This window comes from Streptomyces sp. SUK 48, from assembly GCF_009650765.1.
In the GTDB taxonomy this organism is placed as follows: Bacteria; Actinomycetota; Actinomycetes; order Streptomycetales; family Streptomycetaceae; genus Streptomyces.
In genome coordinates, this window is the sequence record NZ_CP045740.1 from 6,107,002 (window position 1) to 6,132,028 (window position 25,027).

Below are 25,027 nucleotides of genomic sequence, written 5' to 3' on the forward strand. Positions count from 1 at the left end.
GTCAGGGGTGCCGGTGGCGCGGAGGCCAGGAGTAGGAGGGGCCGCGCTGTGACATGCGGGGACGACCGGGCCCGTTGTCGTCCGGCGGCTGGTACGGCGGCACGTCCCGGCCCGGCTGGTAGTGCGGGCCCTGCCGGATGTGCCGGACGATGAGGGCCAGGTCGACGGTGACGATCAGCAGCAGCACCCCGCAGGCGACCGCCCAGCCGGGGCGTCCGACGAGCGCGAAGACCGCCGTACCGAAGACCGCCCAGACCAGCCCCCACACGCTCAGCCACAACCGCGCCCGCAGAGCACTGCGCGCGGTCGCCGGTTCACTGCCCGTACGCATCGGATCACCACTCCTTCTTGCAACGTACTCTCCGCCGCGAGCTCCCGCTCGGCAGTGGATCGCTCGAACGGGTGAACTGTGATCGAACGGGAACGGGAGGGCGGGAACGGGCCGTTCTCCGGGCATGACGGTCGAGATGCGCGAGGGATACGAGGGCACGGGCGCGGGTGCGATCACCCCGGACGGCTGCGCGGTGGAGGTCTACACGCGGCTGCCGATCGGGCCGGAGCCGGACATCATCGCCGCGGCGGTACCGGCCGGGGCGCACATCCTGGAACTGGGCAGCGGGGTGGGCCGGATGACCCATCCCCTGCTGGAACGCGGTTTCACGGTCACCGCGGTGGACGAGTCCGCCGACATGCTGGCCCGGATCCACGGAGCCCGCACCATATGCGCCCCGATCGAGGAACTGGACCTGGGCGGCGAGAAGTTCGACGTGGTGATGCTCGCCTCGTTCCTGGTCCACGCGGGCGACGAGGAGGTGCGCCGGGGCCTGCTGCGCACCTGCGCCCGCCATGTGGCCGACGGCGGCCGTGTGCTCATCCAGCGGGAGGGCGCGGACCATCACACCGATGTGCCGAGAGAGCGGGTCGACCCGGCCGGCTTCACGGTGCGCGTCGCCTCGGTGACCCCCGTCGGCGACGGAGTGAATTCCGTCCGTGTCGAGTACGCATTCCCGGACGGCACCTGGACCCAGACCTTCCTCGCCCGGCCCCTGACGAAGGAACAGTTCGAGGCGGCGCTGGCGGAAGCGGGACTGGAGGTGGACACGTACCTGACACCGGACGGTATGTGGGTACGGGCCGTACGGGCCGCGCGGACTACGCGGTAGGCCCCGGGGGACGTGGTGGGCGCGACGCGGACACCGCGGGTGGGGAACGGCGCGCCCGGCGTTGCCCGTCACCGCCCCCGCGGCCGTCCTTCCGGTCCGCTCATGCCGCTGCTGAATCCCGGAGGTGTGACGCCCCGCAGGCGTTCCATGTCCCGGCGGTCGCGCTTGGTGGGCCGGCCTGCGCCCCGGTCGCGGATCCCGACGGGGGCGACGGCCTCGCGGGGCGGCGGGGGAGGGGAGTTGTCGATGTAGCACTGCACGGCCACGGGCGCGCCGACCCGCTTACGGAGGAGGCGCTTGACGATCACGATCCGCTCCCGCCCCTCGTTCCGCAGGCGGACCTCGTCGCCGACCCGCACCGCGTAGGCCGGCTTCACCCGCTCACCGTTCACCCGCACATGCCCACCGCGGCAGGCGGTGGCGCCCTGGGAACGCGTCTTGATCAGCCGCACGGCCCAGATCCAGCTGTCGATCCGGACCGTCTCACCGCTGCCGGGCCCGGCGGCCTCGGCGGCGGCGACCGCGGCGGCGACCTCGGGGTCCGTCGCGGGGTTGGCAGCGGTGTCCGCCGTGGTGTTCGCCGGGGGTTTTGCCCCATGGTCCACCGGCCCGCCGGTGTCCCGGTCCACGTTCTCGTCCGCATCCTCGGAAGCCATGTCCCGACCCTAGCGCCACGGGCCGGACGACCTGGACAGGATTTCCGGGGCGGGGGAAGGCCCACAGAAGGGGGGCGCTCGGAGCGAGGACGCGGAGAGGGGCGGCTCGCGGAGGACCGGTGTGCGAAGACCGGCACGCGAAGACCGGTGCGAGAGCTCAGGTCCGTGGACATGAGCGGTGGCGGCCCGGGCATACGGTGAGCCTATGGACGACAGCAGTCCCCTTGCCCGGCTGGACCGGCGGGTCACGGGCTGCCGGGCCTGCCCCCGGCTGGTGGAGTGGCGCGAGGAGGTGGCGCGGACCAAGCGCGCCGCCTTCGCGGACTGGACGTACTGGGGCCGCCCGGTACCCGGCTTCGGCCCCGCCGACGCCCGGCTGCTGATCATCGGCCTGGCCCCGGCCGCGCACGGCGGCAACCGCACCGGCCGCATGTTCACCGGCGACCGCTCCGGCGATGTGCTGTACCAGGCGCTGTACGATCTCGGGCTCGCCAACCGGCCCACCTCCCTGCACATCGATGACGGCCTGGAGCTGCACGGGGTCCGGGTCACCTCCCCCGTGCACTGCGCGCCGCCCGCCAACAAACCGACCCCCGGGGAGCGCGACACCTGCCGGCCCTGGCTGGTCCAGGAGCTGAGGCTGCTGCGTCCGACGCTGCGGGCCGCGGTGGTCCTCGGTGCCTTCGGCTGGCAGGCGGCGCTGCCCGCGTTCACCGAGGCCGGCTGGACGGTGCCCCGCCCCCGTCCGCCCTTCGGCCACGGCGCCCGCGTCGCGCTCGACGGCCTGGACCTCTTCGGCTGCTTCCATGTCAGCCAGCGCAACACCTTCACCGGCAAGCTCACGCCGGAGATGCTGCGCGAGGTACTGGGCACGGCGGCGCGCACCGCCGGGCTGCCGGTGTCCTGAACCGCCCCCGCGCCGGACGCCGCGGTGGGCCGTGACCCGTGAGCCGTGACCCGGGGTTCAGGGCCGCCAGACGTACCGTACATCCGGCTCCCGTTCCTCGTTGCCGCCGCCGTCCGTGGACTCGGCGGCGAGGAAGCCGTTCCGCTCGTAGAAGCGCCGCGCGGGCCCGTTGACCTGGAAGGTCCACAAGGTCAGCCCGTCGGGGCTGCGTTCCTTGGCCAGCGCGACGAACCGGTCCCCGAGCCCTCGCCCCCGCCGGTCCGGCTCCAGGTAGAGCTGGGACAGCAGCTGACCGTCGAGCACCATCACCCCGGTGATCCGCCCGCCGTCCTCCTCCGCCACCCAGGTCTCCCGCAGCGGCACGACGACGTCCCGGAAGTAGTCGCGGAGCTCGTCGTCGGTGCGCGGCCGGACGACCGTGGGCAGCGCGGCGGCGAAGGAACGCAGCCAGACCTCGGCGGCGGCCCGCGCGTCGGCGGCCCGCGCCCGCCGGATGAGGACACCGGTCATCGCCGTACCCCGTCGTCCCCGCGGTCCTCGCGGTCCTCGCCCTCGGCCGTCCCGCCGTCCGGTACCACCGCCGTCGCCGTGATCTCCACCAGCTGCCCGGTGTAGCCGAGGCAGGCGACCCCGAGCAGGGTGGAGGAGTGCGGCCCCTTGCCCAGGCCCGAGCCCTCCACGACCTCCCAGACCGCGGACAGCGTCGCGGGCTCGGCGCTCACGACGTACACCTCCGTGCTGAGCACCTGCGTCAGGTCGCTGCCCACGGCGCGCAGTTGCTCCCGCAGATTGGCGATCACCTGCCGGGCCTGGCGGACCGGATCACCCGGTCCGACGATCTCACCGTGCTCGTCGAGCGGCACGGACCCGGCGAGAAACGCCAGCCTGGTGCCCGCCTCCACGACGGAGACATGGGAGTAGGCGGGCGGCGGGAACAGAGTGGGAACGATGACGCGCTGGATCATCGAGCGGCTCCTACGGCGGTCAGCGGACGATCTCCCGATCATCGGCCCGGCCGGACCCGCGCGCACCTCAATTTCCGGGCGCGGCAAGGGACACGGAGGAAATCCCGCGAGCGAACCCGGCAGCCGATGACGCAGGCCGGCCCCATGCCTCATCCCGACCCGGACGCGCGTACCGGCCCCGGCCTCGTCCCTGACGCCGCCTTCCTCTCCGCCACCGCCGACCGGCTGGCCGCGCTCCCCACCGTCCGCGCGGTGGCCCTCGGCGGCTCCCGGGCGCAGGGCACCCAGCGCCCGGACAGTGACTGGGACCTGGCGGTCTACTACCGCGGCCCCTTCGACCCCGCCGACCTGCGCGCCCTCGGCTGGTCCGGCGAGGTGAGCGAGGTCGGCGGCTGGGGCGGCGGCGTCTTCAACGGCGGCGCCTGGCTGACCGTCGACGGGCGCCGCGTCGATGTGCACTACCGCGATCTGGACGTCGTGGAACACGAGTCGGCCGAGGCGGAGCAGGGACGGTTCCGGGTGGAGCCGCTGCTGTTCCATCTCGCCGGCATCCCCACCTATCTGATCGTCGCCGAGCTCGCCCTCAACCAGGTGCTCCGCGGTGAACTGCCCCGCCCGGCCGGCTATCCGGAGCCGCTGCGCCGCACCGCCGCCGAGCGGTGGGGCGGCACCGCCCGCGCCACGCTCGGCTACGCCAGGGCCAACCACGCGCCCCAGGGCCGCCTCACCGAGACCGCGGGCGCCCTCGCCACCGCCGCGGCCCAGGCGGCCCACGCGGTCCTCGCGGCCCGCGGCGAGTGGGTCACCAACGAGAAGCGGCTGCTGGAGCGGGCCGGACTGCGGGAGTTCGACGAGGTGACGGGCCGGCTGCGGGCCACCCCCGACGCCCTGGTCGCGGCCGTCACCAGGGCCGAGGAGATCCTCGCCGGGGCACTGCCCCCGACTCGGTGAACATCGCCGTCGTAAACCCACCGGAGAAAATCCACGCCCGGCCGATGAGTTCCCCGTCCGCCGCCGGTCACCACCCCGAACCGACCGTCGGACAGGAGGGCCCATGCCGCTACCGGAGATCGTCTCGCGCGAGCAATGGCAAACCGCGCGCGAGGAGTTACGGCGCCGGGAGGAGGCGGCCAGGCGGGAGCGCGAGGCACTCGGCGCCGAGCGACGGCGGCTGCCCGTGGTCGAGGTGGACCCCGGCCACCTCTTCGAGGGCGGCGACGGCAAGGCCACCCTCCTCGACCTCTTCGAGGGGCGTTCCCAGCTCGTCGTCCACCACTTCATGTTCGCCCCCGGCCAGGCGACCGGCTGCCCGTGCTGCGCCGCCTTCCTGGACCAGGTCGGCCATCTCGCGCATCTGCGCGCTCGCGACACCTCGTTCGCCGCGGTCTCCAGGGCGCCGTTCACCTGCATCCTGCCGTTCAAGGCGCGGATGGGCTGGACGGTGCCCTGGTACTCCTCGTCGCCGGGAGACTTCAACGACGACTTCGAGGCGACCGTGTGGGACGACGGGAAACCGGTCGAACGACCGGGGCTGAGCTGCTTCCTGCGCGAACACGACCGGGTCTTCCACACCTACTCGGTGTTCGACGCGGCCTTGGACGAACTGGGAACCACCGCCGCCCTCCTCGACCTGACCGCCCTCGGCCGCCGCCCCGCCGGCAGCGAGGAACTCCGCCTGCACGACGAGTACGACTTCTGACCCGCACGACACCCTTCATGCCGACAGGTGACCTAATCATCACCATCTGTGCCGGAATCGTGTCATCCATGTCTCAGTCGGATCACCGGGCGAGCCGTTCGGCACCTCCAGCGCGTTAACTCCCACAAGGACGACGCTTCATGGAGGTGCGCGATGGTGAACGGGCGAACGGTGCTCGAACGCTTTCCCGCCGGCGGGCCGCGCGGATCGTGGCCCGCGGAGGAGTTCGCGCACGCGCGACGGCTGGAGGGCCTGCCCGCGGAGGTCGTCATGGACCTTTCGACGGACACGTTCCTGGTGATCGTGCGGGGGAGCGGGACGGCCGAGTGAGGCCCGCCCGATGACGACGGGCCTTCCACGGAGACGGACCTCCCGCGACGGCGGCCCTCCCGCGACGGCGGTGCGCCCTGCGCGACGGCGGCGGGCCTACGCGGCGATGACGGCGGACCCTACGCGGTGATGGTGCGCGACCAGTCCGGGGTGGTGCCCGTCGCCCGGCACAGCGCCAGGTAGAGGGGGATCGGCGGAGTGTACGGCGCCGTGCCCCCGGGCCGGTGGATCAGCCGGGCGGTGCCCCTGACCAGGGCACCGGGAGCGTACTGGGCGGGCGCCGGCCACGGCAGGGCGAAGTCGGAGTCCGACGGGACGATCCACCACCAGTAGGCATCGTCGGCGTACACACATCCCAGCCGCGGCAGCCGCGACACGACGAGCGGCCCGAGCCGGTCCGGCACCCCTACGGCGTCACAGCCGAGCGGCACCGTCATCCCCTGCGGCACCTGGAGCCGGTGCAGCGGCTGCACGGCCGGGCGACGGCGCTGGAGCCGTACCAGCGTGTCCATCCCCATCGCCCGCTCGGACCCGGCGGCCTCGGAACGGACGTCGAGGCGCCTGCCGGACCCCCGGGCGTCGTGCCGCCTCCGGCCCGCGGCGCCGGTCACGGCCGCTCCCACTGACGCTGCTCGGGAGCCCGGTGCGGACGGCGGTCCGGCACGCCGTACCGCTCCTGCGCCCCGTGCCACCGGTGATCCGGGGTCCGCAGCGGGGGCCGGCCGGACGGCTCGTACGGAGGATGCTGTGCGGGCACCCGGTGCGCGGGCATGTCGAGAGCGCCCCCGAGTCGGTCGGTACCCATGTCACCGTCCCTGCCGTGATCCGGGCCGAGGCCCTTGCCGTGATCCGGGCCGCGGCCCTTGTCGTGATCCGGACCGAGGCCCGGGCCGGCACCCGGAGCATGATCCGATCCGTGCCCCATGCCGTGCCCCATGCCATGGTCCTCGGCCGGTTCGTCGCCGCCCGGGCCGTCCGGCTGGTCCGGCTTGGGGCGGGCGGCACCCCAGCCCAGGTCGTCGCGCGGCTCGGCACATCCCGGCACCTCGCCCCGGCGAGCCAGCTCCGCCCAGACCAGCAGCCCCGAGCCGTGCTCCTGCGCGCCCCAGGAATGGCACAGCGCCTCGACGAGGAGCAACCCCCTCCCGTGCTCCTCGTCGGGGCGCTGCGGGGACGGGTGCGGCTCGCCGGGAGCACAGCCCTCGTCCCGCACGGCGATGCGCACCAGATCGTCACGGTCGCGCAGCTCGCACACGACCCGCGTGCTCGCGGTGTGCACGATCGCGTTGGTGACCAGCTCCGATACGACCAGAGCCGCGCTGTCACAGGTGTCCGCGCACACCGACCAGCCGGTCAGCCGGGCATGCGCCAGGCGCCGTGCCCGGGCTACCGAACCCGGATGCGCGGCCAGCTCGAAGCGGAACCGGCGCTCGACGGCGGCGCCACCCCGAGGGCTCGCCGCCGCTGCGGCGCCGCGACCAAAACGGTCTGCGGCGGCGTCTGTTCCTAAAGGCGCGGACGGAATCACGCCTGCCACTATCGCCCCGCCGCAGACACTTGGCAAGAGTCACTCTGAAAAATGCAGAGTGCGTAGTGACTCGGTCAGGGGCCGTGGCACACTGCTCGCAACAGCACGTCGAGCGGCGCCAATTGGGTCCACCGGAGGTCCGCCCCGATCTCCGAGCGAGTCTTCGAACGGCGCCGCACGGCTGTCAGGGTTCCTTTGGGAGAAGGCTTTCGGTGGAGGTGGGAGCGTGAGCGAACCGCGGTCCGCGCCGACGGTGGGTCAGGTGGTCCTCGGACGACGCCTGCTGGACCTGCGGGAACGCGCCGGACTGAAGCGCGAGGACGCCGCTCGGGTCCTGCGCGTCGCCCCCGCGACCGTCCGCCGCATGGAGATGGCCGAGGTCGCCCTCAAGATTCCGTACCTCCAGCTGCTGCTGAAGGCGTACGGCGTCCCCGACGAGGAGACCGACGCCTTCGTCCAGCTGGCCGAGGAGGCCAACCGCCCCGGATGGTGGCAGCGTTTCCACGACATCCTGCCGGGCTGGTTCTCCATGTACGTCAGCCTGGAGGGCGCCGCGAGCCTCATCCGCTCCTATGAGCCGCACTTCGTCCCCGGACTCCTCCAGACCGAGGACTACGCACGCGGAGTACTCAGATCCGGGGCGATCGGCGAGACCAGCCCGGACGACATCGAACGCCATGTCGCCCTGCGCATGCGGCGCCAGGAACTCCTCCACCGGCCCGACGCACCCCGGTTCTGGGCCGTGCTGGACGAGACCGCCCTGCGCCGCCCCGTCGGCGGCCCCGAAGTCATGCGCGCCCAGCTCGAACGGCTCATCGAGGCCGCGAGCCTGCCGAACGTGACCCTCCAGGTCGCGCCGTTCGAGAACGGCCCGCACCCGGGGACGTACGGGCCCTTCGTGCTGTTCCGATTCGCCATGTCAGAACTGCCGGACATGGTCTACAGCGAGTACCTGACCGGCGCCGTCTACCTCGACGCGCGCTCAGAGGTGGCGACCCACCTCGAGGTCATGGACCGCATGGCGGCGCAGGCCGCCACGGCACAACGCACGAAAGAGATCCTCCGGGATCTCTGCAAGGAGCTGTGAATGAAACACATCAAGCCGCGCGCCCGTGTCTACAACGGCATGCCCGCACGGGAACTGGGCAGCGAGGGCTGGCACAAACCCTGGAGCGGCGGCAACGGCGGCAACTGCCTGGAAGCGATGAAACTGGCCGACGGCCGTATCGCCGTACGCCAGTCCACCGACCCCGACGGACCGGCCCTGATCTACACCACGGACGAGATGACCGCCTTCATAGAAGGAGCCAAGGCGGGGGAGGCCGACTTCCTGCTTTCCTGACACGTGTCGCTTGTGTTGCTACTTGCTCGACTTCTCGTATTGACAACAGACTTGACTACACATCACCACAGACGCTTACGGAGTGCCGCATGAGCGGGCAGGACCCGACGGCCGTAGAGATCGACACCAGCAAACCGCACCCCGCGCGGATGTACGACTGGTACCTCGGCGGCAAGGACAACTACCCCGTCGACGAGGAAATGGGCCGCCAGATGCTGGCGCTCGAACCCCGCGTCCCGGTCATGGCCCGGGTCAACCGCGCCTTCATGCACCGCGCCACCAGGTGGCTGGCCCAGCAGGGCGTACGGCAGTTCCTGGACATCGGCACCGGCATACCGACCGAACCGAACCTGCACCAGGTCGCCCAGGGGGTCGCACCCGACGCCCGGGTCGTCTACTGCGACAACGACCCCATCGTCCTCGCCCACGCGGCCGCCCTGCTGCGCAGCACACCCCAGGGCGCCACCGAGTACCTCCAGGCCGACGTGCGCGACCCCGACGCGATCATCGCCGGCGCCCGCGAGGTCCTCGACCTGAAGCAGCCGGTCGCCCTCTCCCTGATCGCCCTGCTGCACTTCATCACCGACGCGGACGGCGCCCACGAACTCGTCCGCCGCCTCCTGTCCGAACTGCCCTCCGGCAGCTACCTGATGATGACCCACGCCACCTCGGACTTCACCCCCGAGGAATCCGTCACCGCCACCGACAAGCTCAAGGGCGCCGGCATCACCATCGCCCTGCGCTCCCGCGAGGAGTTCACCCGCTTCTTCGACGGCCTCGAACTCGTCGACCCCGGCGTCGAGATCGTCCACAAGTGGCACCCGGAACTCGGCGAGCCGGTACCGGGCCAGGACGACGGAGTGATCCCCGGGTACGGCGCGGTGGCCCTCAAGCGGTGAGCCGTAAGCCTGGAGTGTAGGCGGGGTGGGGGGTGGCGTACGGCCCCGGGTAGGCGGGGTGGGGGGTGGCGTACGGCCCCGGGCATGTCGCCGCCCCGCACCCATTCGCACTACCCCCGCACCCATCCGCGCCGGCCCGCTCACACCCTCCTCGGCCCGCTCACACTCGCATCGGCTTGTCCCCGGGCGAGATCGGCGCGGGCAACTGCGAACTGCCCGTCAGATATTGGTCGACGGCCGCCGCCACCGCCCGCCCCTCCGCGATCGCCCAGACGATCAACGACTGGCCGCGCGCCGCGTCCCCGGCCGCGAACACCCCCGGAACGTTGGTCGCGAAACCGACGTCCCGGGCGATCGTCCCCCGCGCGTCCAGCGCCAGCCCCAGCTGCTCGACCAGCCCGTCCTCCCGGTCCGGCCCCGAGAATCCCAGCGCGAGCAGCACCATGTCCGCCGGGACGGTCCGCTCGCTCCCCGGCACCGGCTGCCGCCGCTCGTCCACCTCCACCAGTTCGAGCGCCCGCACATGCCCGTCCCCGTCCCCCGAGAAACGCAGCGTCGACGCCGCGAACAACCGCGCGTCCGCGTCCGCCGCCGGCGCCGTCCGCAGCTCACCCGCCTCCTGGTGCGCGGGCGACAACCGGTAGATCTTCGGATACGTCGGCCACGGCTCCGCGTACTCGTCCCGCGCCGCCTCCGGCTGCGCGTAGATGTCCAGCTGGGTCACCGACGCGGCACCCTCCCGCACCGCCGTCCCCAGACAGTCCGCCCCGGTGTCCCCACCACCGACGATCACCACATGCCGGCCCGCCGCCGACAACGGCGAAACCGCCAGATCCCCCTCACCCACCCGGTTCGACAGCGGCAGATACCGCATCGCCTGATGGATCCCCTCCAACTCCCGGCCCGGCACCGGAAGCTCCCGCCACGCCGTGGCACCCGTCGCGAGCACCACCGCGTCGAACCGCGTCCGCAACTCCGCCGCGTCCACATCCCGCCCCACCGACGCCGACGTACGAAACCGCGTTCCCTCGGCCCGCATCTGCCCCAGCCGCCGCTCCAGATGCCGCTTCTCCATCTTGAACGAGGGAATCCCGTACCGCATCAACCCACCGATCCGGTCGTCCTTCTCGTACACCGCGACCGTGTGCCCGGCCCGCGTCAACTGCTGCGCGGCCGCGAGACCCGTCGGCCCCGAACCGATCACCGCGACCGTCTTCCCCGACAACCGCTCCGGCGGCCGCGCCGGCACGAACCCCTCCGCCCAGGCCCGGTCGGCGATCGCACACTCGACGTTCTTGATCGTGACGGCCGGCTGGTTGATCGCCAGCACACACCCCGCCTCACAGGGCGCCGGACACAACCGCCCGGTGAACTCCGGGAAGTTGTTCGTCGCATGCAGCCGGTCGCTCGCCGCCCGCCAGTCCTCCCGCGCCACCAGGTCGTTCCACTCGGGGATGAGATTGCCCAGCGGACAGGCATCATGGCAGAACGGCACCCCGCAGTCCATGCACCGGTCCGCCTGCTTGCTGATGATCGGCAGCAGCGCCCCCGGCACATACACCTCGTCCCAGTCCCGCACCCGCTCCTCGACGGGCCGCCGCGCCCACTCCTGACGCGGCGTGGTCATGAACCCCTTGGGATCGGCCATGATCATCTTCCTCGCCTACGGGCACCCGGCACCGGCCACCCGAGCGGCCTTACGCCACCGGACGGCACGTATCGGCATTCTTCCGGCCACGATACGTCCGCACGGGGGGTGGCGCAGGGTGGGCGACGGGGGTGGAGGAGGAGGGTGGCGGGGGTGGAGGAGGAGGGCGACGGGAGTGGCGGAGGAGGGTGGGTGGCGGAGTGGAGGAGAACGCTGGGCGGAGGAGAGGAGAGCGGGGATCACGGTCCGTAGCCGAGAGTGCCCGCGCCGCCCTCAGCCCGCCCCCTCTCCCTCCTCCCCGGCCCCTGCCACGCCCGCAGCACGCCCTCTACTGCGGGCGCGATCCGCCGCCGGGCCTCATACCGGGGCACCCCGCTCATCAGCAGCTGGTCGTACGGCGTGTCCACATGCCGTACGCCCGCCACCACCGCCGAGATCACCGCCCCCTCGGACAACGCCCGGCCCGCCGCACTGCGCCCCACCCGCCCGCTGCCCCGCACAGAGGCATGCGCCCCGATCGCCCGCGCCCGCTCCGCCGGACACCCCGGGAACAGCCGGAGGATCTCCGCCGTGAACGCCGCAGCGAACCGCTCGTCCTCCACCCCCCTTCGCCGCGCGTCCCGCGCCCGCCGCCGACGCCGGACCTCCGCATCCGCCAGACACCGCTCCTCCGCACGGGCCAGCGCCGCCTCCTCCACGAGCACACCCTGGCGCTCGTACCGGCCCTTGCGCCGGTTGAACCGCACCACCACCGCGGACAACGCGCTCTCCTCCCGCGACCTGCGGGTCAGCGCCGTGTCACCACGCGGAAGAAGGACCAGGTGACCGAGATCGGCGCAGCTCAGACAGCGGGGGACGCCGTTCTCCAGCACGAGCAGGGACAGCGGGCCACGCCGGCAGGCGGAGCAGCGCTGGTGCTTGAGGGGCTGGATGACGACAAGGCCGTGGGTGAGGTGGGGAGTTGAGGGGATTCCCATGGTTCGGTTCTTCCCTGTGCGGGGCTTTGGCTCTCGTCGGGTTTTGTGCCGTGCCGTTCGGGTGGGCTTCTTTCTCCACCTCTCGGGGGGGCTCCCCCCCGCCCCCTCCCTCCCCCACCCCTCGCCCCCCACCCCCGCCCCCCGAACGCGCCCGGCATCATGGCCCTGTGCGACTCGAAGCGATCACCTGGGACCGGCTCGCCGAACTGCTCGCCGACCGGCTGACCGGGCTGGAGCCGGCCGACGGTGGCGCGTGGCTGCGCGTCGCCCTCGACGGAGCCCCGGCCGCCCGTCCCGGCGACCTGGCCGAGCGGGTCGGCGAGGCGCTCCGGGTGCGCGGCCGGCCCTCGCTGGTCGTCGGGTCGGCGGGCTTCCTGCGCCCCGCCTCACTGCGCCTGGAGCGCGGGCGGCGCGACGCGGAGTCGTACTACGGCGGCTGGCTCGACACCGGCGCCCTGTGGCGGGAGGTGTTCGGCCCGCTCGACCCCGGCGGCAGCGGGCGCGTCCTGCCCGACCTGTGGGACCCGGCCACCGACCGCGCCACCCGCAGCCCGTACATCCAACTCCCGCCCGGTGGCGTCCTGTTGCTCCACGGCCCCCTTCTGCTGCGCCACTGGTTCCCGTTCGACCTGACCGTCCACGTCCTCCTGTCCCCGGCCGCCCTGCGCCGCCGTACTCCCGAAGCCGACCACTGGACGCTCCCCGCCTTCGAGCGCTACGAGTCGGAGACCGATCCGGCCGCCACGGCGGACGTCCTCGTCCGCGCCGACGACCCACGCCACCCCGCCTGGCGCGGCTGACCCCGGACCACCGCCGCGCCGGACCCGCTGAACTCGCCCACGCCGGACCAGCGGCACCCACCCGTCGCCCGGCATGCCCGCCGGCAGGGGCGGCCGTCCCGGCTCAGAGCCAGCCGTTGCGGCGGAAGCCCCGGTACAGCGCCAGACAGGCCGCCGCCATCACCGCCATGGCCAGCGGATAGCCGAATCGCCAGTGCAGCTCCGGCATGTGGTCGAAGTTCATGCCGTACACCCCGCACACCATGGTCGGTACGGCGATCACGGCCGCCCACGCCGTGATCTTCCGCATGTCCTCGTTCTGCGCGACCGTCACCTGCGCCAGGTGCGCCTGGAGGATGGAGTTGAGCAGCTCGTCGAAGGCGGCTATCTGCTCCTTGGCCCGCGTCAGATGGTCGAGCACATCCCGGAAGTACGTCTGTATGTCCGGGGCGACGACCCGCAGGGGCCGGGTGGCCAGGTCCTCCACGGGGCGGGCCAGCGGCATCACCGCCCGCTTCAGCTCCAGCAGTTCACGCTTCATCTGGTAGATGCGCCCCGGGTCGAGCCGCGCACCCCCTTCCGAGAACACCTCCGTCTCCACCTGGTCGATGTCGGCCTGCACCGCGTCCGTCACGCTGAGATAGCCGTCCACCACATGGTCCGCGAGTGCGTGCAGCACCGCCGCCGGGCCCTTGGAGAGCTGGTGCGGGTGCGCCTCCAACTCCTCGCGCAGCGGCCCCAGCGAGCCGTGCCGGCCGTGCCGCACCGTGATGACGAAGTCCTCGCCGACGAAGGCCATGATCTCGCCGGTGTTCACCACCTCGCTGGTCGCGGTCAGCCGTTCGTGCTCGACGTAGCAGACGGTCTTGAACACCGCGAACAGGGTGTTGCCGTAGTGCTCCAGCTTCGGCCGCTGATGGGCCTCGACCGCGTCCTCCACCGCCAGCGGATGCAGGTCGAACAGCTCGGCGACGCCCGCGAACTCGCGGTCCGTCGGCTCGTGCAACCCCAGCCAGACGAAGCCCTCGCCGGTCTTGCGGACCATCCGTACCGATTCCAGCAGATCGGTGCACTGCGGTACCCGTATGCCGTCCTGGTAGGTCACGCAGTTGACCACGGAGGAGCCCAGCGGCGAGCGGGCGGGATGGCTCAGGTCCACGCGCGGCCGCCGCCGGGCCAGCTGTGCGACCTTGCGCAGGCCGCCGGCCGTGCCCAGCTTCGTGACCTTCCGCAGATTCCCTGCCATGGACATCTGGGTCTCCTCGTGTGGATCTCCCCGTGCGACGCTTTCGCGCCCTGGCCCGAAAGTGTGCCAGTCCTGGGCAAAGAGCGGGCAAGCCTGTGGGAACGTGGTGTTCCGCTTTGTTCCCGCCTGTGGAAAACCTCATCCAGCGCCCAGGGAACCGGCCGTCCGCACCTGGGCGCCGGCTTCCCGCACCCCGCCGAGCCGACCGTCCCCACCCCCGGAGCCAGCCGTGCGCCCCGCCCGTCACCTGGGATGATGCGCGTCATGACAGCATCCGACGGGTATCTCCTGGACAACCAGCAGCGCGAGGCGGGGGAGCGGTTCGACGCGTTCGCCACCCTGTTCGACCCCACGACCTTCCGGCACATTGAGACCCTCGGTATCGAGCGGGGCTGGCGCTGCTGGGAGGTCGGGGCCGGCGGCACCTCCGTGGTGTCCTGGCTCGCGCGGAAGGTGGGGCCGGACGGCGCGGTCGTCGCCACCGACATCGACACCTCGCGGCTGGCCCCCGTGGACCACCCGCCGGTGGAGATCCGCACCCACGACGTGGGCGCCGAGGAACCGCCGGGGGAGGGCTTCGACCTGGTGCACGCCCGGCTCGTCCTCGTCCATGTCCCGGATCGCGCACGCGCGTTGGCGTCCATGATCAAGGCGCTGAAGCCCGGCGGCCGACTCCTGATCGAGGACGCCGACCCCGCCCTCCAGCCGCTGACCTGCCCCGATGAGCACGGTCCCGAACAGCGGCTCGCCAACCGGCTCCGCCAGGGCTTCCGCGGCCTGCTCGCCGAACGCGGCGCCGACCTCTCCTACGGCCGCCGACTGCCGCGCCTGCTCCGCGAGGCCGGACTGCACGAGGTCGGGGCGGACGGTTTCTTCCCCATCACCTCGCCCGCCTGCACCGCGCTGGAAGCCGCGACGGTCCGCCAGATCCGCGGCCGGCTCCTCGCCGCGGGCCTGGCCACCGACGAGGAGATCGACCGGCACCTCGCCAACGTCGAGGCCGGCGACATGGACCTGACCACGGCACCGATGATCTCGGCGTGGGGCCGCAAGGCGTAACCCGCTGCCCCGAGGCCCCCCTTCCGACGCGGCGACCCGCCCGACTCCCGCCCCGGCCGACCTGCCCGCGCCCGCCTCGACCGCCACCGCCTCAACCCCTCGCCCCACGGCCCTCCCCAACCCGTCTCCCGCCCGCTGCCGTCCCAACCGTCTCGCTCACGGCCCTCCCGACCGTCCCACCCGCGGTCCTCCCAGCCGTCCCGCCCGACGCTCCTCACCCGCCCCGCGCCACGCCCTCCTCGGCCACCCCTCCCCGGTGCGGTGGTCTGCCACCGACCCGGCCCACCGCCCGCGCGCCCGCCCGGCATCCCCGTGCCGCCGCCTCCTGCGGATCCGCGCCCGCGAGGAGGGCGGCGAGGAAGGCCCCGGTGAAGGCGTCACCCGCGCCCGTCGTGTCCCGCGCGCTCGCCGGTACGGCGGCAACGCGCACCGGCGCGCCCCCGGAACGGGCCACCAGCGCACCGTCCGCCCCCGCCTTGACCGCCACCAGCGGGACGACACGGCTCAACTCGGCCGCCGCGTCGGCCGGTTCCGCCGCCCCTGTCAGCAGGCATGCTTCGTCGCGGCTGGGCAGCAGCACGTCCAGCCCCTCGGCGAAGGCGAGGAACCGGTCGATCCCCAGCTCCACCAGGAAGCCGGCCGACGCCGGATCCATGCTGACCGGCACACCCCGGGCGCGGGCGGCAATGAGCGCGGTCCCTGCGAGCGCCCGGCTCGATTCCGTGAAGAGCAGATAACCCGACAGATGCAGCCAGGCGACTCCGTCGAGCAAGGCGTCCGACCAGTCCGCGGGCTCCAGCCGCAACGACGCCCCGCTGTCCGTGAGGAACGTACGCTCGGCCGCCGCACCCGCGTCGACCAGGCACACCACCGTCCCGGTCGCCGCCTCCGGGTCGGTCACCAGCCGCGGCCGAACCCCGGCCGCGAGCAGCTCCTGCTCGTGCCATGCCGCCGCGTCCGCGCCGACCCGGCCGAGCAGTCGTACGTCCGCGCAGCCCGAATGGGCCGCCCAGCAGGCCACGTTGGCGCCCGCGCCGCCCGGCAGCGTCCGGATCACCGCGGCCGTGTCCGTGCCGGTCGCGAGCGGTCCCCGGTGCCGGGCGACCACATCGGTGACGACATCCCCGACGACCAGCAGCGCCCCCGTGCGGTCCCCGGTCACCCCCGCGCCCACGCCGTGGCGATCCGCGCCCCCAGCCGCACATTGCCGCGCACCGCCGCCAGGTTGGCGCGCAGCGACGCGCCGTCCGTGTGCCGCACCAGGTGGTCGAGGAGGAACGGGGTCACCGCCTGACCGGTGACGCCCCGCTCCGCACAGGCGGCGAGCGCCTCGCCGAGCACGCGCGCGTGCAGCTCGGGATCGAGCTGTTCCGCCTCCGGCACCGGATTGGCGACGATCAGCGCCGACTCCGCCGCGCCCAGCGCATCCTGGGCGCGCATCACCTCCGCCACCTCCTCGGCGTCGTTCAGCGTCCAGTCGACCGGGTGTCCCGAGTCGGAGAGGTAGAAGCCGGGGAACCGGTCCGTGCCGTATCCGGCGACGGCCACGCCCAGCGTCTCCAGCCGTTGCAGGGTCGCGGGTACGTCCAGGATCGACTTCACGCCCGCGCACACCACCGTGATCCCGGTCCGCGCCAGGAGACCCAGGTCGGCCGACTCGTCCTGGGTCACCGTCCACTCCCGGTGCACCCCGCCCAGCCCGCCGGTGGCGAAGACCCGAATGCCCGCCAGCGCGGCCAGCCGCGCGGTCGCCGACACCGTGGTCGCCCCGCTCGCCCGCGCCGCCACGGCGAACGGCAGATCGCGGGAGCCCAGCTTGCGGATGCCGTCGTCCTTGGCGACCCGCTCCAGCTGCGCCTTGTCCAGGCCGATCAACGGGCGGCCGTCGAGCACGGCGACGGTCGCCGGTACCGCGCCCTCGCCGCGTACCGCCTCCTCCAGCTCCAGGGCCACCCGCAGATTGCGCGGGCGGGGCAGACCGTGGGCGATGATCGTGGACTCCAGGGCCACCACCGGCCGCCGTGCCTCGATCGCCTCCCGGACCTCTTCCGACACCACCAGCACCATGTGCCCGCCTCCTGTCCGCCGGTCCCTGCCGGTATCTCTGGCGGGCACTGGACACGGCTAAACGCCCAGGGACCCGGCGCCGCACGCGAACCGTCCGTACCTGGCCGAACGGCGACCGGCCCTGGCCGGATACGGCGGGCGGCCGCTCAGAACAACGGCTGGGGAAGCACCCCTTCCAGGGCGAGCAGCTGCCGCTTGGTCTCCAGGCCGCCCCCGAAACCCCCGATCCCGCCGTCGCTCTCGACCACCCGGTGGCACGGCACGACCAGCGGCAGCGGATTGGCGCCCATCGCCACGCCGACCGCCTGCGCCGCGCCGGGCTGCCCGACCCGGCCGGCCAGATCGCCGTACCCCACCACGCTGCCGTACGGCACTCCGGACGCCAGCTCCCGCAGCACCTGCCGGTTGAACCCGGAGATCAGCGACCAGTCCAGCGGCAGCTCGAAGTCCTGCCGCTCGCCCGCGAAGTACGCCCGCAGCTGCCGTATCGCCTCGACCAGGACCGGCGCCCGCGGGTCCGCCTCGGGCGTGCTGCCGAACCGGGCCGCCAGCCGCTCCAGCGTCCGCTCGCGCACCGCGTCGGTGGCGTGGAAGACCACGTTGACCAGTCCGTGCCTGGTCGCCGCCAGCATCAGCGGGCCGATGTCGGTCTCGACGACGGCCCACACCACCCGCTGCTCGTCCTGCCCATGGCTGTCCATGCGCCCACGGTACGACCCGCCACTGACAACGCCCGCAGGTCCGGCGCCGCCCGCTCGCCCGCCCCCCTCGGGGACCGGCTCACTTCGCGTTCAGTGCCGCCCGCACCACGTCCGCCTTGCTGCTGATGATCCCGTCGACGCCGTACCCGGCGACCTTGCGGGCGGCCGCCTTGTCGTCCACCGTCCAGGCGTACACCCCGAGCGGCCGGCCGTGCGGCCCGCGGACACCGTGCACCGCCGACACGTACGACTTGGTGAGCGGCCCGTACGACGGATTGACCAGGTCGACGAAACACGCGTACCGCTTCAGCTGCGAGACCGGGGGTGCCCCCAGGTAGGCCGTGGTCAGCGCCGGCTTCAGCTCATGGACGGTCCGCACGCTGTCCGCGCTGAAGCTCTGCACGACGAGCCGCCGCAGATGCCCGCGGTCCAGCCAGCCCTCGTTGCCGAGGACCTTCAGGATCTGCTGTTCGATGCCCGGGTACAGCTCCGGGTTCTTGACCTCCAGGAGCAGGCTCTCGTGGTTGTGCTCGACCCGGCGCATGTACTGCTCCAGGGTCGGCACGCGCGTGCCCGCGAAGGCGGGGGAGAACCAGCTGCCCGCGTCCAGCCGGGCGATCTCGGCGGCGGTGAAGTCCTTCACCTTCCACGGCGCCCGGCCGGGGAAGACCTTCTCGGCGTTCGTGGTCCGCTTCAGGCTGTCGTCGTGGATGACCACCAGCTCGCCGTCCTTGGTGCGCTGGACGTCGTTCTCGACCCAGTTGGAGCCCAGCCGCGCCGCCTGGTCGATCGAGGGCAGCGTGTTCTCGGGAGCGTGGGCGGGGGCACCCCGGTGGGCGATCACCAGGGGCGGCCGGACGCCCGCCCTGGCGTCGGAGGTGAGACTCACCAGGGCCACCGCGGACAGCACGGTCAGGACCACGGCGGCCAGAGCGGCGACCAGGCGCGCGCGCATGCTTACTCCTCGCGTCGAACGAAAACCCACCGACGCCGGACCGGCGACCGACAGCACCAGAGTGACAGCAGAGCGCCAACGGTACGCGACCGCACGAAGGCCACATATCGCGGTGTGTCGCCTCCGGGTGCTCACCGGTGCCCCACAACTGGGGCAAGGCCGTGTTTCTTTGTCGGAAAGTCGTTCGACCATTGCGGTGGCAGTCATACTCTCTGCGACACCCCCGGCCGCCCGCGCGGTCCTGGTACGGCGCGGATTTTCAGGGTTTCCGGGACAGACAAGGGCGAAGGGCAGCCGCAGATGCAGGGCACGGTCGACGGTTTCGGCTACGGGGCCGTCACCCCGTTGGTGGCCTATCTGATGGCGTGCCTCGGCGGCGCTCTCGGGCTGCGCTGCATCACCCGCTCCCTGCTGGTCACCCACGCGCGGCGGCCCGCCTGGCTGGCCCTCGGCGCCGCGGCGCTCGGCTGCGGTACCTGGACCATGCACTTCGTCGCCATGATGGGCTTCAGCATCGCGCAGACACCCGTCCACTACGACGAGCCGGTCACCTACGCGAGCCTCGGACTGGCCGTCGTCATGGTCGGCGTAGGGGTCTTCATCGTCGGCTACAGGGGCGCCACCGGGGCACCGCTCTTCACCGGCGGCACCGTCACCGGACTGGGCCTCGCCTCGATGCACTACCTCGGCATGGCCGGGATGCGCTTCCACGGAAGCTTCGCCTACAGCACGCCCAAAGTCGTCGCCTCCGTCGCCATTGCGGTCGCCGCCGCCACCGCCGCCCTGTGGGCCGCCGGCCGCGCCCGGAGCCTGCTGCCCACCGTGGGGGCGAGCCTCCTGATGGGTGCCGCCGTCAGCGGCATGCACTACATGGCCATGTCCGCCCTCAGCGTGCACCTCGACGGCACCGCCGAGACCGCCGCCGACACGCCGGACGCGTCCGCGCTCGTACCCATGCTGCTCGGCCCTCTCGTCCTCCTGGTCCTCGCCGGGGTCGTCGTGATCCTCGATCCGATGCTGGTCCTGCGCCACCCCGAGCGGGCGGCCACCCCGGGCGTCCCGGCTGCCGCCCTTGCCCCCCGCCCCGCCCCCCACCAGCACCGACACTCCGACCGCAGGCCCGCAGGGCAGGGCGCCCGCACCCCGCAGAACCGCTGACCGGGACCCGTTGTCAGTGGGGGGTCGTACGGTTGATGGCATGCGGCCCGTTTCCCACATCGAACGCACGGTGGCGCCCATCGAGGTCGTCAGTCCCTACCAGCCCAGCGGCGACCAGCCGACGGCCATCGCCGACCTGGCCAAGCGCGTCAAGGCCGGGGAGAAGGACGTCGTCCTGCTGGGCGCGACCGGCACCGGCAAGTCCGCCACCACCGCGTGGATGATCGAGAAGCTCCAGCGCCCCACCCTGGTGATGGCGCCGAACAAGACACTGGCCGCCCAGCTGGCCAACGAGTTCCGCGAGCTCCTCCCGAACAACGCGGTCGAATACTTCGTCTCGTACTACGACTACTACCAGCCCGAGGCGTACGTCCCGCAGTCGGACACGTACATCGAGAAGGACTCCTCGATCAACGAGGAGGTCGAGCGGCTGCGCCACTCGGCGACCAACTCGCTGCTCACCCGCCGTGACGTCGTCGTGGTCGCCTCGGTGTCCTGCATCTACGGCCTGGGCACCCCCCAGGAGTACGTGGACCGCATGGTCCCCCTCAGGGTCGGCGACGAGCTCGACCGGGACGAGCTGCTGCGCCGCTTCGTCGACATCCAGTACACGCGCAACGACCTCGCCTTCACCCGCGGCACCTTCCGCGTCCGCGGCGACACCATCGAGATCTTCCCGGTCTACGAGGAGCTCGCCGTCCGCATCGAGATGTTCGGCGACGAGATCGAGGCGCTGTCCACGCTCCACCCGCTCACCGGCGAGATCATCAGCGACGACCAGCAGCTGTACGTCTTCCCGGCCTCCCACTACGTCGCCGGCCCCGAACGCATGGAGCGGGCCGTCAACGACATCGAGAAGGAACTGGGCGAGCGCCTGGCCGAGCTGGAGAAGCAGGGCAAGCTCCTGGAGGCCCAGCGGCTGCGGATGCGCACCACCTACGACATCGAGATGCTCCGCCAGATCGGCAGCTGCTCCGGCGTGGAGAACTACTCGATGCACTTCGACGGCCGCCTGCCCGGCTCCCCGCCCAACACCCTGCTCGACTACTTCCCGGACGACTTCCTGCTCGTCATCGACGAGTCGCACGTCACCGTCCCGCAGATCGGCGCGATGTACGAGGGCGACGCCTCCCGCAAGCGCACCCTCGTGGACCACGGCTTCCGCCTGCCCTCCGCCCTGGACAACCGGCCCCTGAAGTGGGAGGAGTTCCAGGAGCGCATCGGCCAGACCGTCTACCTGTCGGCCACCCCGGGAAACTACGAGCTGTCGCGCTCCGACGGCGTCGTCGAGCAGATCATCCGCCCGACCGGCCTGGTCGACCCCGAGGTCGTGGTCAAGCCCACCGAGGGCCAGATCGACGACCTGGTGCACGAGATCCGCAAGCGCACCGACAAGGACGAGCGCATCCTGGTCACCACGCTCACCAAGAAGATGGCCGAGGACCTCACCGACTACTTCCTGGAACTGGGCATCCAGGTGCGCTATCTGCACAGCGACGTCGACACCCTGCGCCGCGTGGAACTGCTGCGCGAACTGCGCGCCGGTGAGTACGACGTCCTGGTCGGTATCAACCTGCTGCGTGAGGGCCTCGACCTGCCCGAGGTCTCCCTGGTGGCGATCCTCGACGCCGACAAGGAGGGCTTCCTGCGCTCCGGCACCTCGCTGATCCAGACCATCGGCCGCGCGGCGCGCAATGTCTCCGGCGAGGTCCATATGTACGCCGACAAGATCACCCCGGCGATGGAGCGGGCCATCGACGAGACCAACCGCCGCCGCGAGAAGCAGATCGCCTACAACAAGGCCAACGGCATCGACCCGCAGCCGCTGCGCAAGAAGATCAACGACATCGTCGCGCAGATCGCCCGCGAGGAGGTCGACACCGAGCAGCTCCTCGGCAGCGGCTACCGCAAGTCGAAGGACGGCAAGGGCGCCAAGACCCCCGTGCCCGCGCTGAGCGACAAGGCGGTCAAGGGCGGCAAGGCGGCCAAGGGCGCGAAGGGCAAGGCCGCGGCGACGGTGCCCACGGACCGTCCGGCGGCCGAACTCGCCGAACAGATCGAGGAGATGACCGAGCGCATGCGCGCCGCCGCCGCGGAGCTCCAGTTCGAGATCGCGGCCCGGCTGCGCGACGAGGTCTCGGAGATGAAGAAGGAGCTGCGCCAGATGCGGGAGGCGGGCATCGCCTGATCCGCGAGACACCGCCGGACCTCGGCATACGCGCCGAGTGTTGCAACACCGACACAAAGCGCGGACCGGGGTGCGGCGGTGTCGCTGCCCCTGCGTAGGGTTCTGATCAGCCGCGCGGTCTGCGGCAACAGGGGACCTTCGAGAGGGGATTCAGCCGTGTCCGTCAACTTGAGCAAGGGTCAGGCCATCAGCCTGGAGAAGAACGACGGGGGCACCCTCACCGCGGTCCGTATGGGGCTGGGCTGGCAGGCGGCCAAGCGCCGCGGGCTGTTCGGCTCACGCACCAGGGAGATCGACCTGGACGCCTCCGCGGTGCTCTTCGCCGAGAAGCAGCCGGTCGACGTCGTCTTCTTCCGGCACCTGGTGAGCGACGACGGCTCGGTGCGCCACACCGGCGACAACCTGGTGGGCGGCGTCGGCCAGGGCGGCGACGACGAGGCGATCCTCGTCGACCTCCAGCGCGTCCCGGTCCACATCGACCAGATCGTCTTCACCGTGAACTCCTTCACGGGCCAGACCTTCCAAGAGGTGGAGAACGCGTTCTGCCGCCTGGTGGACGAGTCCAACGGCCAGGAACTCGCCCGCTACACGCTGGCCGGCGGCGGCGAGTACACCGCCCAGATCATGGCCAAGGTGCACCGCGCGGGCCCGGGCTGGACGATGACCGCCCTCGGTACCGCCGCCAACGGGCGCACCTTCCAGGACCTGATGCCGGCGATCCTGCCGCACCTGTAGCCGCGGATCCGGCGGGCGGGGCTCCACGACAACACGACGGGGGCGACGGGGATGACGGCCGACCTGGTGCGGGGACAGAACCACCCGCTGTCCCAGCTCCGGCTGGAGATCCGGATCTCGGCCGGGATCCCGGTCCTGGCCGGGGCCACGCTCGCCGACGAGAACGGCACGGTGCGGGGCCCCCAGCGGGTCGCCCACCCCGGCGCCCCCGCGCTCTCCGGTGTCGAGGTCCCCCGGCAGACCGCCGCCGAACACCGGCTGGCCGTGGACCTGTCGGCCGTGCCCGAGGCCGTCCACCGGGTCGGCGTCTTCCTCGCCCTGCCCACCGGGACCACGGGCCCGCTCCGCTTCGGCGCCGTCCCCGCCCCGCACACCACGGTGCACGGCCCCGACGGCACCGAGCTGGCCCGCTACGCCGTCACCGGCCTGGACACCGAGACGGCCGTGGTCGCTCTGGAGCTGTACCGCAGGCACGGCGCCTGGAAGATCCGCGCGATGGGCCAGGGCTACGCCGACGGCCTCCCGGCCCTCCTCGCCGACCAGGGCCTGCCCGAGGCCGACGCGCTCGCGGGCGTCATACAGGCGACCACGAACACCGGCCCCGCGGCCGCCCACGACACGCACCGCGCGGACCACGCGGGCCGCAACCCCCACGAGAGCCCGGCACCGGCGGACGTACCCGCGCCCGGCGGCCCGATCGACTACTCCCACCCCCGCCGGCCCCGCGACACCGCACCGCCCGCGCCCACGGCCGCCCCGGCCGCCGACGGACAGCCCGCCCCGCCGGTCGCGGGCGACGCCACGGGCTGGTCGATGGAGGAGCGGCTGTACAACCAGGTATGGGGCATGTTCGAGGACCTGACGCGCACCACGGCCGCGTACCGCGGTGCCGTCGACTTCGCCGACACCCGCCTCGAACGGGAACTCGACGAGGCCCTCGCCGACCCGCGCGCCCGCCTCGGCGGCGGGAACACGGCCGCGCGCGAGGCGGCGCGGGCCCGCCGGGACCAGCTGGCCGAGCAGGCGCGCGCCGCCCTCGACCGCGACCTCGCCCAGCTCACCGCGGAGTCCGAGGTCGTCGAACCGGCGCTCCCGCCCGCCTACGCCCGCTGGGACAGCCCCGCCTGGCACGGCTACCGCGTGCCCACCGAGCCGCCGATGGCGCTTCGGCTCGGTGAGCTGCATCTGCCCGAAAGCCTGCCCCTGCGCATCCCGCTGCTGGTCAGACTGCCGCTGGAGCACGGCCTGTGGATCGACAGCGGTGCCACGGCCATGCCCGAGGGATCCTTCGCGGACTCGGCCGCGCTGCGGCAGGCGGCCATGGAGGTGGCGGTGGTGCTCGCGGCCCGGCTGCTCGCCGCGCATCCGGCGGGGGAGTTCGCCGTGCGGGTCGTCGACCCGGCCGGCACGGGGACCCGCGCGCTGCGGCCGCTGACCGGCGCCGGAGTCCTCGCGGCACCGCCCGCGACCGGCGCGGCGGGCGTCGCGGAGGCGCTGGAGCGGCTCACCCGGCGGGTCGACCTGGTGCAGATGGCGGTGCGGGCGGGGCGACCGGGGCGCTGCCGGACGACGTGGACACCGCGCGGCAGTTGCTGATCGTCAACGACTTCCCGCACGGCTTCGACGACCGGGCCATCACACGGCTGCGTTACCTGGCGGACGAGGGCCCGGCCGTCGGCGTGCACCTGCTGCTGGTGGCGGACCGTGCGGACGCCGCCGCCTACGGCCCCCTGCTGGACCCGCTGTGGCGCTCGCTGACGCGCCTCACCCCGGTCCCCGACGAACACGTCGCCGACCCCTGGGTGGGTCATGCCTGGACCTACGAGCCCACGCTCGCGCCGGTCGGCAGCCGGATCGTGGAACAGGTGCTCGGCGAGATCGCCACCGTCTTGATCAAGCACAAGTAAAGGCGCTCTGAGCTGGGATTTTGTGCTTTCCTTTGCCGTTCACTTTACCAATGCTTGGTGATTGGGGTACTGTTTTCCAAGCGGAGGGGAGTACTCCCTGACTGCGGCGCACCCGTCA

General features: G+C 72.5%; 25 protein-coding genes and 2 pseudogenes. 14 read left to right on the forward strand and 13 right to left on the reverse strand.

All coding sequences use genetic code 11. The features are described from left to right. Window position 1: 1 nt before the first annotated feature. Window positions 2–331, reverse strand: coding sequence for a DUF6343 family protein (locus tag GHR20_RS26955; RefSeq protein ID WP_153814629.1), 330 nt, complete (start codon window positions 329–331; stop codon window positions 2–4). 124 nt (window positions 332–455) lie between these two features. Here GHR20_RS26955 and GHR20_RS26960 point away from each other — a divergent pair, with 124 nt between their 5' ends. Beyond that, window positions 456–1,163: a class I SAM-dependent methyltransferase gene (locus GHR20_RS26960; RefSeq protein WP_194859002.1), complete on the forward strand. Its 708-nt coding sequence runs from the start codon at window positions 456–458 to the stop codon at window positions 1,161–1,163. A 68-nt stretch (window positions 1,164–1,231) separates the two neighbouring features. Here the strand turns inward: GHR20_RS26960 and GHR20_RS26965 are convergent, their stop codons facing one another. Continuing rightward, a complete protein-coding gene (locus GHR20_RS26965; protein WP_153814630.1) occupies window positions 1,232–1,819 on the reverse strand; it encodes an RNA-binding S4 domain-containing protein in 588 nt (195 codons plus the stop codon). A gap of 205 nt (window positions 1,820–2,024) precedes the next feature. Here GHR20_RS26965 and GHR20_RS26970 point away from each other — a divergent pair, with 205 nt between their 5' ends. Continuing rightward, entirely contained in the window at window positions 2,025–2,726 is a 702-nt protein-coding gene (locus GHR20_RS26970) for a uracil-DNA glycosylase (protein WP_111582482.1), read from the forward strand. 57 nt (window positions 2,727–2,783) lie between these two features. Here the strand turns inward: GHR20_RS26970 and GHR20_RS26975 are convergent, their stop codons facing one another. Together GHR20_RS26975 and GHR20_RS26980 are read right to left on the reverse strand one after the other, a co-directional pair. Further along, a complete protein-coding gene (locus GHR20_RS26975; RefSeq protein ID WP_153814631.1) occupies window positions 2,784–3,236 on the reverse strand; it encodes a GNAT family N-acetyltransferase in 453 nt (150 codons plus the stop codon). Then, on the reverse strand, window positions 3,233–3,691 hold the full coding sequence (locus GHR20_RS26980) for a RidA family protein (RefSeq protein ID WP_153814632.1): 459 nt from the start codon (window positions 3,689–3,691) through the stop codon (window positions 3,233–3,235). The genes GHR20_RS26975 and GHR20_RS26980 overlap by 4 nt, the downstream gene beginning before the upstream one ends. Window positions 3,692–3,835: 144 nt before the next feature. On the opposite strand from GHR20_RS26980, the gene GHR20_RS26985 reads away from it, so the two are divergent. The 3 genes from GHR20_RS26985 to GHR20_RS36910 all read left to right on the forward strand — a co-directional run bounded on the left by GHR20_RS26985 (window position 3,836) and on the right by GHR20_RS36910 (window position 5,720). Beyond that, window positions 3,836–4,642 carry a nucleotidyltransferase domain-containing protein gene (locus GHR20_RS26985; protein WP_153814633.1) on the forward strand — a complete coding sequence of 269 codons (807 nt, stop codon included), beginning with the start codon at window positions 3,836–3,838 and terminating at the stop codon, window positions 4,640–4,642. Window positions 4,643–4,745: 103 nt separating this feature from the next. Beyond that, complete coding sequence (locus tag GHR20_RS26990; protein WP_153814634.1) at window positions 4,746–5,390, forward strand: DUF899 family protein; 645 nt, start codon at window positions 4,746–4,748, stop codon at window positions 5,388–5,390. Between the two features lie 153 nt (window positions 5,391–5,543). After that, window positions 5,544–5,720: a hypothetical protein gene (locus tag GHR20_RS36910; protein ID WP_187279370.1), complete on the forward strand. Its 177-nt coding sequence runs from the start codon at window positions 5,544–5,546 to the stop codon at window positions 5,718–5,720. A 119-nt stretch (window positions 5,721–5,839) separates the two neighbouring features. Here the strand turns inward: GHR20_RS36910 and GHR20_RS26995 are convergent, their stop codons facing one another. Continuing rightward, the gene (locus GHR20_RS26995) at window positions 5,840–6,238 is read right to left on the reverse strand and encodes a hypothetical protein (protein WP_153816151.1); all 399 of its coding nucleotides are present in this window, start codon (window positions 6,236–6,238) and stop codon (window positions 5,840–5,842) included. 467 nt (window positions 6,239–6,705) lie between these two features. Further along, window positions 6,706–7,257 (reverse strand): annotated as a pseudogene (locus GHR20_RS27000) (ATP-binding protein); the annotation flags it as partial. Between the two features lie 217 nt (window positions 7,258–7,474). Between GHR20_RS27000 and GHR20_RS27005 the strand changes: the two are divergent. The 3 genes from GHR20_RS27005 to GHR20_RS27015 all read left to right on the forward strand — a co-directional run bounded on the left by GHR20_RS27005 (window position 7,475) and on the right by GHR20_RS27015 (window position 9,489). Further along, the gene (locus GHR20_RS27005) at window positions 7,475–8,335 is read left to right on the forward strand and encodes a helix-turn-helix transcriptional regulator (RefSeq protein ID WP_111582486.1); all 861 of its coding nucleotides are present in this window, start codon (window positions 7,475–7,477) and stop codon (window positions 8,333–8,335) included. After that, a complete protein-coding gene (locus GHR20_RS27010; RefSeq protein ID WP_037653243.1) occupies window positions 8,336–8,590 on the forward strand; it encodes a DUF397 domain-containing protein in 255 nt (84 codons plus the stop codon). A gap of 89 nt (window positions 8,591–8,679) precedes the next feature. Next, window positions 8,680–9,489 (forward strand): SAM-dependent methyltransferase, encoded by an 810-nt coding sequence (locus tag GHR20_RS27015; protein ID WP_153814635.1) that lies wholly within the window; start codon window positions 8,680–8,682, stop codon window positions 9,487–9,489. Between the two features lie 160 nt (window positions 9,490–9,649). Here GHR20_RS27015 and GHR20_RS27020 read toward each other — a convergent pair whose 3' ends face one another. Together GHR20_RS27020 and GHR20_RS27025 are read right to left on the reverse strand one after the other, a co-directional pair. Next, window positions 9,650–11,137, reverse strand: coding sequence for a glutamate synthase subunit beta (locus tag GHR20_RS27020; protein WP_111582590.1), 1,488 nt, complete (start codon window positions 11,135–11,137; stop codon window positions 9,650–9,652). A gap of 239 nt (window positions 11,138–11,376) precedes the next feature. Continuing rightward, window positions 11,377–12,114, reverse strand: coding sequence for a DUF2293 domain-containing protein (locus GHR20_RS27025; RefSeq protein ID WP_153814636.1), 738 nt, complete (start codon window positions 12,112–12,114; stop codon window positions 11,377–11,379). Between the two features lie 167 nt (window positions 12,115–12,281). Between GHR20_RS27025 and GHR20_RS27030 the strand changes: the two genes are divergently transcribed. After that, on the forward strand, window positions 12,282–12,914 hold the full coding sequence (locus GHR20_RS27030) for a uridine kinase (RefSeq protein ID WP_153814637.1): 633 nt from the start codon (window positions 12,282–12,284) through the stop codon (window positions 12,912–12,914). 103 nt (window positions 12,915–13,017) lie between these two features. Here the strand turns inward: GHR20_RS27030 and corA are convergent, their stop codons facing one another. Further along, window positions 13,018–14,145 (reverse strand): magnesium/cobalt transporter CorA, encoded by a 1,128-nt coding sequence (gene corA / locus GHR20_RS27035; protein ID WP_153814638.1) that lies wholly within the window; start codon window positions 14,143–14,145, stop codon window positions 13,018–13,020. Window positions 14,146–14,403: 258 nt separating this feature from the next. Between corA and GHR20_RS27040 the strand changes: the two genes are divergently transcribed. Continuing rightward, window positions 14,404–15,198 (forward strand): methyltransferase domain-containing protein, encoded by a 795-nt coding sequence (locus GHR20_RS27040; protein WP_153814639.1) that lies wholly within the window; start codon window positions 14,404–14,406, stop codon window positions 15,196–15,198. Window positions 15,199–15,412: 214 nt separating this feature from the next. Here the strand turns inward: GHR20_RS27040 and GHR20_RS27045 are convergent, their stop codons facing one another. From GHR20_RS27045 to GHR20_RS27060, 4 genes are all read right to left on the reverse strand, one after another. Beyond that, window positions 15,413–16,372, reverse strand: coding sequence for a PfkB family carbohydrate kinase (locus tag GHR20_RS27045; protein WP_153814640.1), 960 nt, complete (start codon window positions 16,370–16,372; stop codon window positions 15,413–15,415). Continuing rightward, entirely contained in the window at window positions 16,357–17,265 is a 909-nt protein-coding gene (locus tag GHR20_RS27050) for a pseudouridine-5'-phosphate glycosidase (protein ID WP_153814641.1), read from the reverse strand. Before GHR20_RS27050 ends, GHR20_RS27045 begins: the two co-directional genes overlap by 16 nt. A 146-nt stretch (window positions 17,266–17,411) precedes the next feature. Further along, entirely contained in the window at window positions 17,412–17,966 is a 555-nt protein-coding gene (locus GHR20_RS27055) for a methylated-DNA--[protein]-cysteine S-methyltransferase (RefSeq protein ID WP_148027297.1), read from the reverse strand. A gap of 79 nt (window positions 17,967–18,045) precedes the next feature. Next, window positions 18,046–18,921, reverse strand: coding sequence for a glycerophosphodiester phosphodiesterase family protein (locus tag GHR20_RS27060; protein ID WP_153814642.1), 876 nt, complete (start codon window positions 18,919–18,921; stop codon window positions 18,046–18,048). 300 nt (window positions 18,922–19,221) lie between these two features. Between GHR20_RS27060 and GHR20_RS27065 the strand changes: the two genes are divergently transcribed. The 4 genes and pseudogenes from GHR20_RS27065 (at window position 19,222) to GHR20_RS27080 (ending at window position 24,909) form a co-directional block, all read left to right on the forward strand. Continuing rightward, window positions 19,222–20,079, forward strand: coding sequence for an MHYT domain-containing protein (locus tag GHR20_RS27065; protein WP_153814643.1), 858 nt, complete (start codon window positions 19,222–19,224; stop codon window positions 20,077–20,079). 40 nt (window positions 20,080–20,119) lie between these two features. Further along, window positions 20,120–22,267 carry an excinuclease ABC subunit UvrB gene (uvrB, locus tag GHR20_RS27070; protein WP_153814644.1) on the forward strand — a complete coding sequence of 716 codons (2,148 nt, stop codon included), beginning with the start codon at window positions 20,120–20,122 and terminating at the stop codon, window positions 22,265–22,267. A 156-nt stretch (window positions 22,268–22,423) separates the two neighbouring features. After that, window positions 22,424–23,002: a TerD family protein gene (locus GHR20_RS27075; protein ID WP_153814645.1), complete on the forward strand. Its 579-nt coding sequence runs from the start codon at window positions 22,424–22,426 to the stop codon at window positions 23,000–23,002. 51 nt (window positions 23,003–23,053) lie between these two features. Further along, window positions 23,054–24,909 (forward strand): annotated as a pseudogene (locus GHR20_RS27080) (TerD family protein). Window positions 24,910–25,027: the final 118 nt, after the last annotated feature.

Coding starts and splice junctions, on each gene's coding strand:
- GHR20_RS26955 (WP_153814629.1), bottom strand. CDS start 331: ATGCGTACGGGCAGTGAACCGGCGACCGCGCGCAGTGCTCTGCGGGCG.
- GHR20_RS26965 (WP_153814630.1), bottom strand. CDS start 1,819: ATGGCTTCCGAGGATGCGGACGAGAACGTGGACCGGGACACCGGCGGG.
- corA (WP_153814638.1), bottom strand. CDS start 14,145: ATGTCCATGGCAGGGAATCTGCGGAAGGTCACGAAGCTGGGCACGGCC.
- GHR20_RS27015 (WP_153814635.1), top strand. CDS start 8,680: ATGAGCGGGCAGGACCCGACGGCCGTAGAGATCGACACCAGCAAACCG.
- GHR20_RS26960 (WP_194859002.1), top strand. CDS start 456: ATGACGGTCGAGATGCGCGAGGGATACGAGGGCACGGGCGCGGGTGCG.
- GHR20_RS27060 (WP_153814642.1), bottom strand. CDS start 18,921: ATGCGCGCGCGCCTGGTCGCCGCTCTGGCCGCCGTGGTCCTGACCGTG.
- GHR20_RS26990 (WP_153814634.1), top strand. CDS start 4,746: ATGCCGCTACCGGAGATCGTCTCGCGCGAGCAATGGCAAACCGCGCGC.
- GHR20_RS26970 (WP_111582482.1), top strand. CDS start 2,025: ATGGACGACAGCAGTCCCCTTGCCCGGCTGGACCGGCGGGTCACGGGC.
- GHR20_RS27055 (WP_148027297.1), bottom strand. CDS start 17,966: ATGGACAGCCATGGGCAGGACGAGCAGCGGGTGGTGTGGGCCGTCGTC.
- GHR20_RS27065 (WP_153814643.1), top strand. CDS start 19,222: ATGCAGGGCACGGTCGACGGTTTCGGCTACGGGGCCGTCACCCCGTTG.
- GHR20_RS26995 (WP_153816151.1), bottom strand. CDS start 6,238: ATGGGGATGGACACGCTGGTACGGCTCCAGCGCCGTCGCCCGGCCGTG.
- GHR20_RS27025 (WP_153814636.1), bottom strand. CDS start 12,114: ATGGGAATCCCCTCAACTCCCCACCTCACCCACGGCCTTGTCGTCATC.
- GHR20_RS27020 (WP_111582590.1), bottom strand. CDS start 11,137: ATGGCCGATCCCAAGGGGTTCATGACCACGCCGCGTCAGGAGTGGGCG.
- GHR20_RS27010 (WP_037653243.1), top strand. CDS start 8,336: ATGAAACACATCAAGCCGCGCGCCCGTGTCTACAACGGCATGCCCGCA.
- GHR20_RS27050 (WP_153814641.1), bottom strand. CDS start 17,265: ATGGTGCTGGTGGTGTCGGAAGAGGTCCGGGAGGCGATCGAGGCACGG.
- uvrB (WP_153814644.1), top strand. CDS start 20,120: ATGCGGCCCGTTTCCCACATCGAACGCACGGTGGCGCCCATCGAGGTC.
- GHR20_RS26985 (WP_153814633.1), top strand. CDS start 3,836: ATGCCTCATCCCGACCCGGACGCGCGTACCGGCCCCGGCCTCGTCCCT.
- GHR20_RS26975 (WP_153814631.1), bottom strand. CDS start 3,236: ATGACCGGTGTCCTCATCCGGCGGGCGCGGGCCGCCGACGCGCGGGCC.
- GHR20_RS26980 (WP_153814632.1), bottom strand. CDS start 3,691: ATGATCCAGCGCGTCATCGTTCCCACTCTGTTCCCGCCGCCCGCCTAC.
- GHR20_RS36910 (WP_187279370.1), top strand. CDS start 5,544: ATGGTGAACGGGCGAACGGTGCTCGAACGCTTTCCCGCCGGCGGGCCG.
- GHR20_RS27040 (WP_153814639.1), top strand. CDS start 14,404: ATGACAGCATCCGACGGGTATCTCCTGGACAACCAGCAGCGCGAGGCG.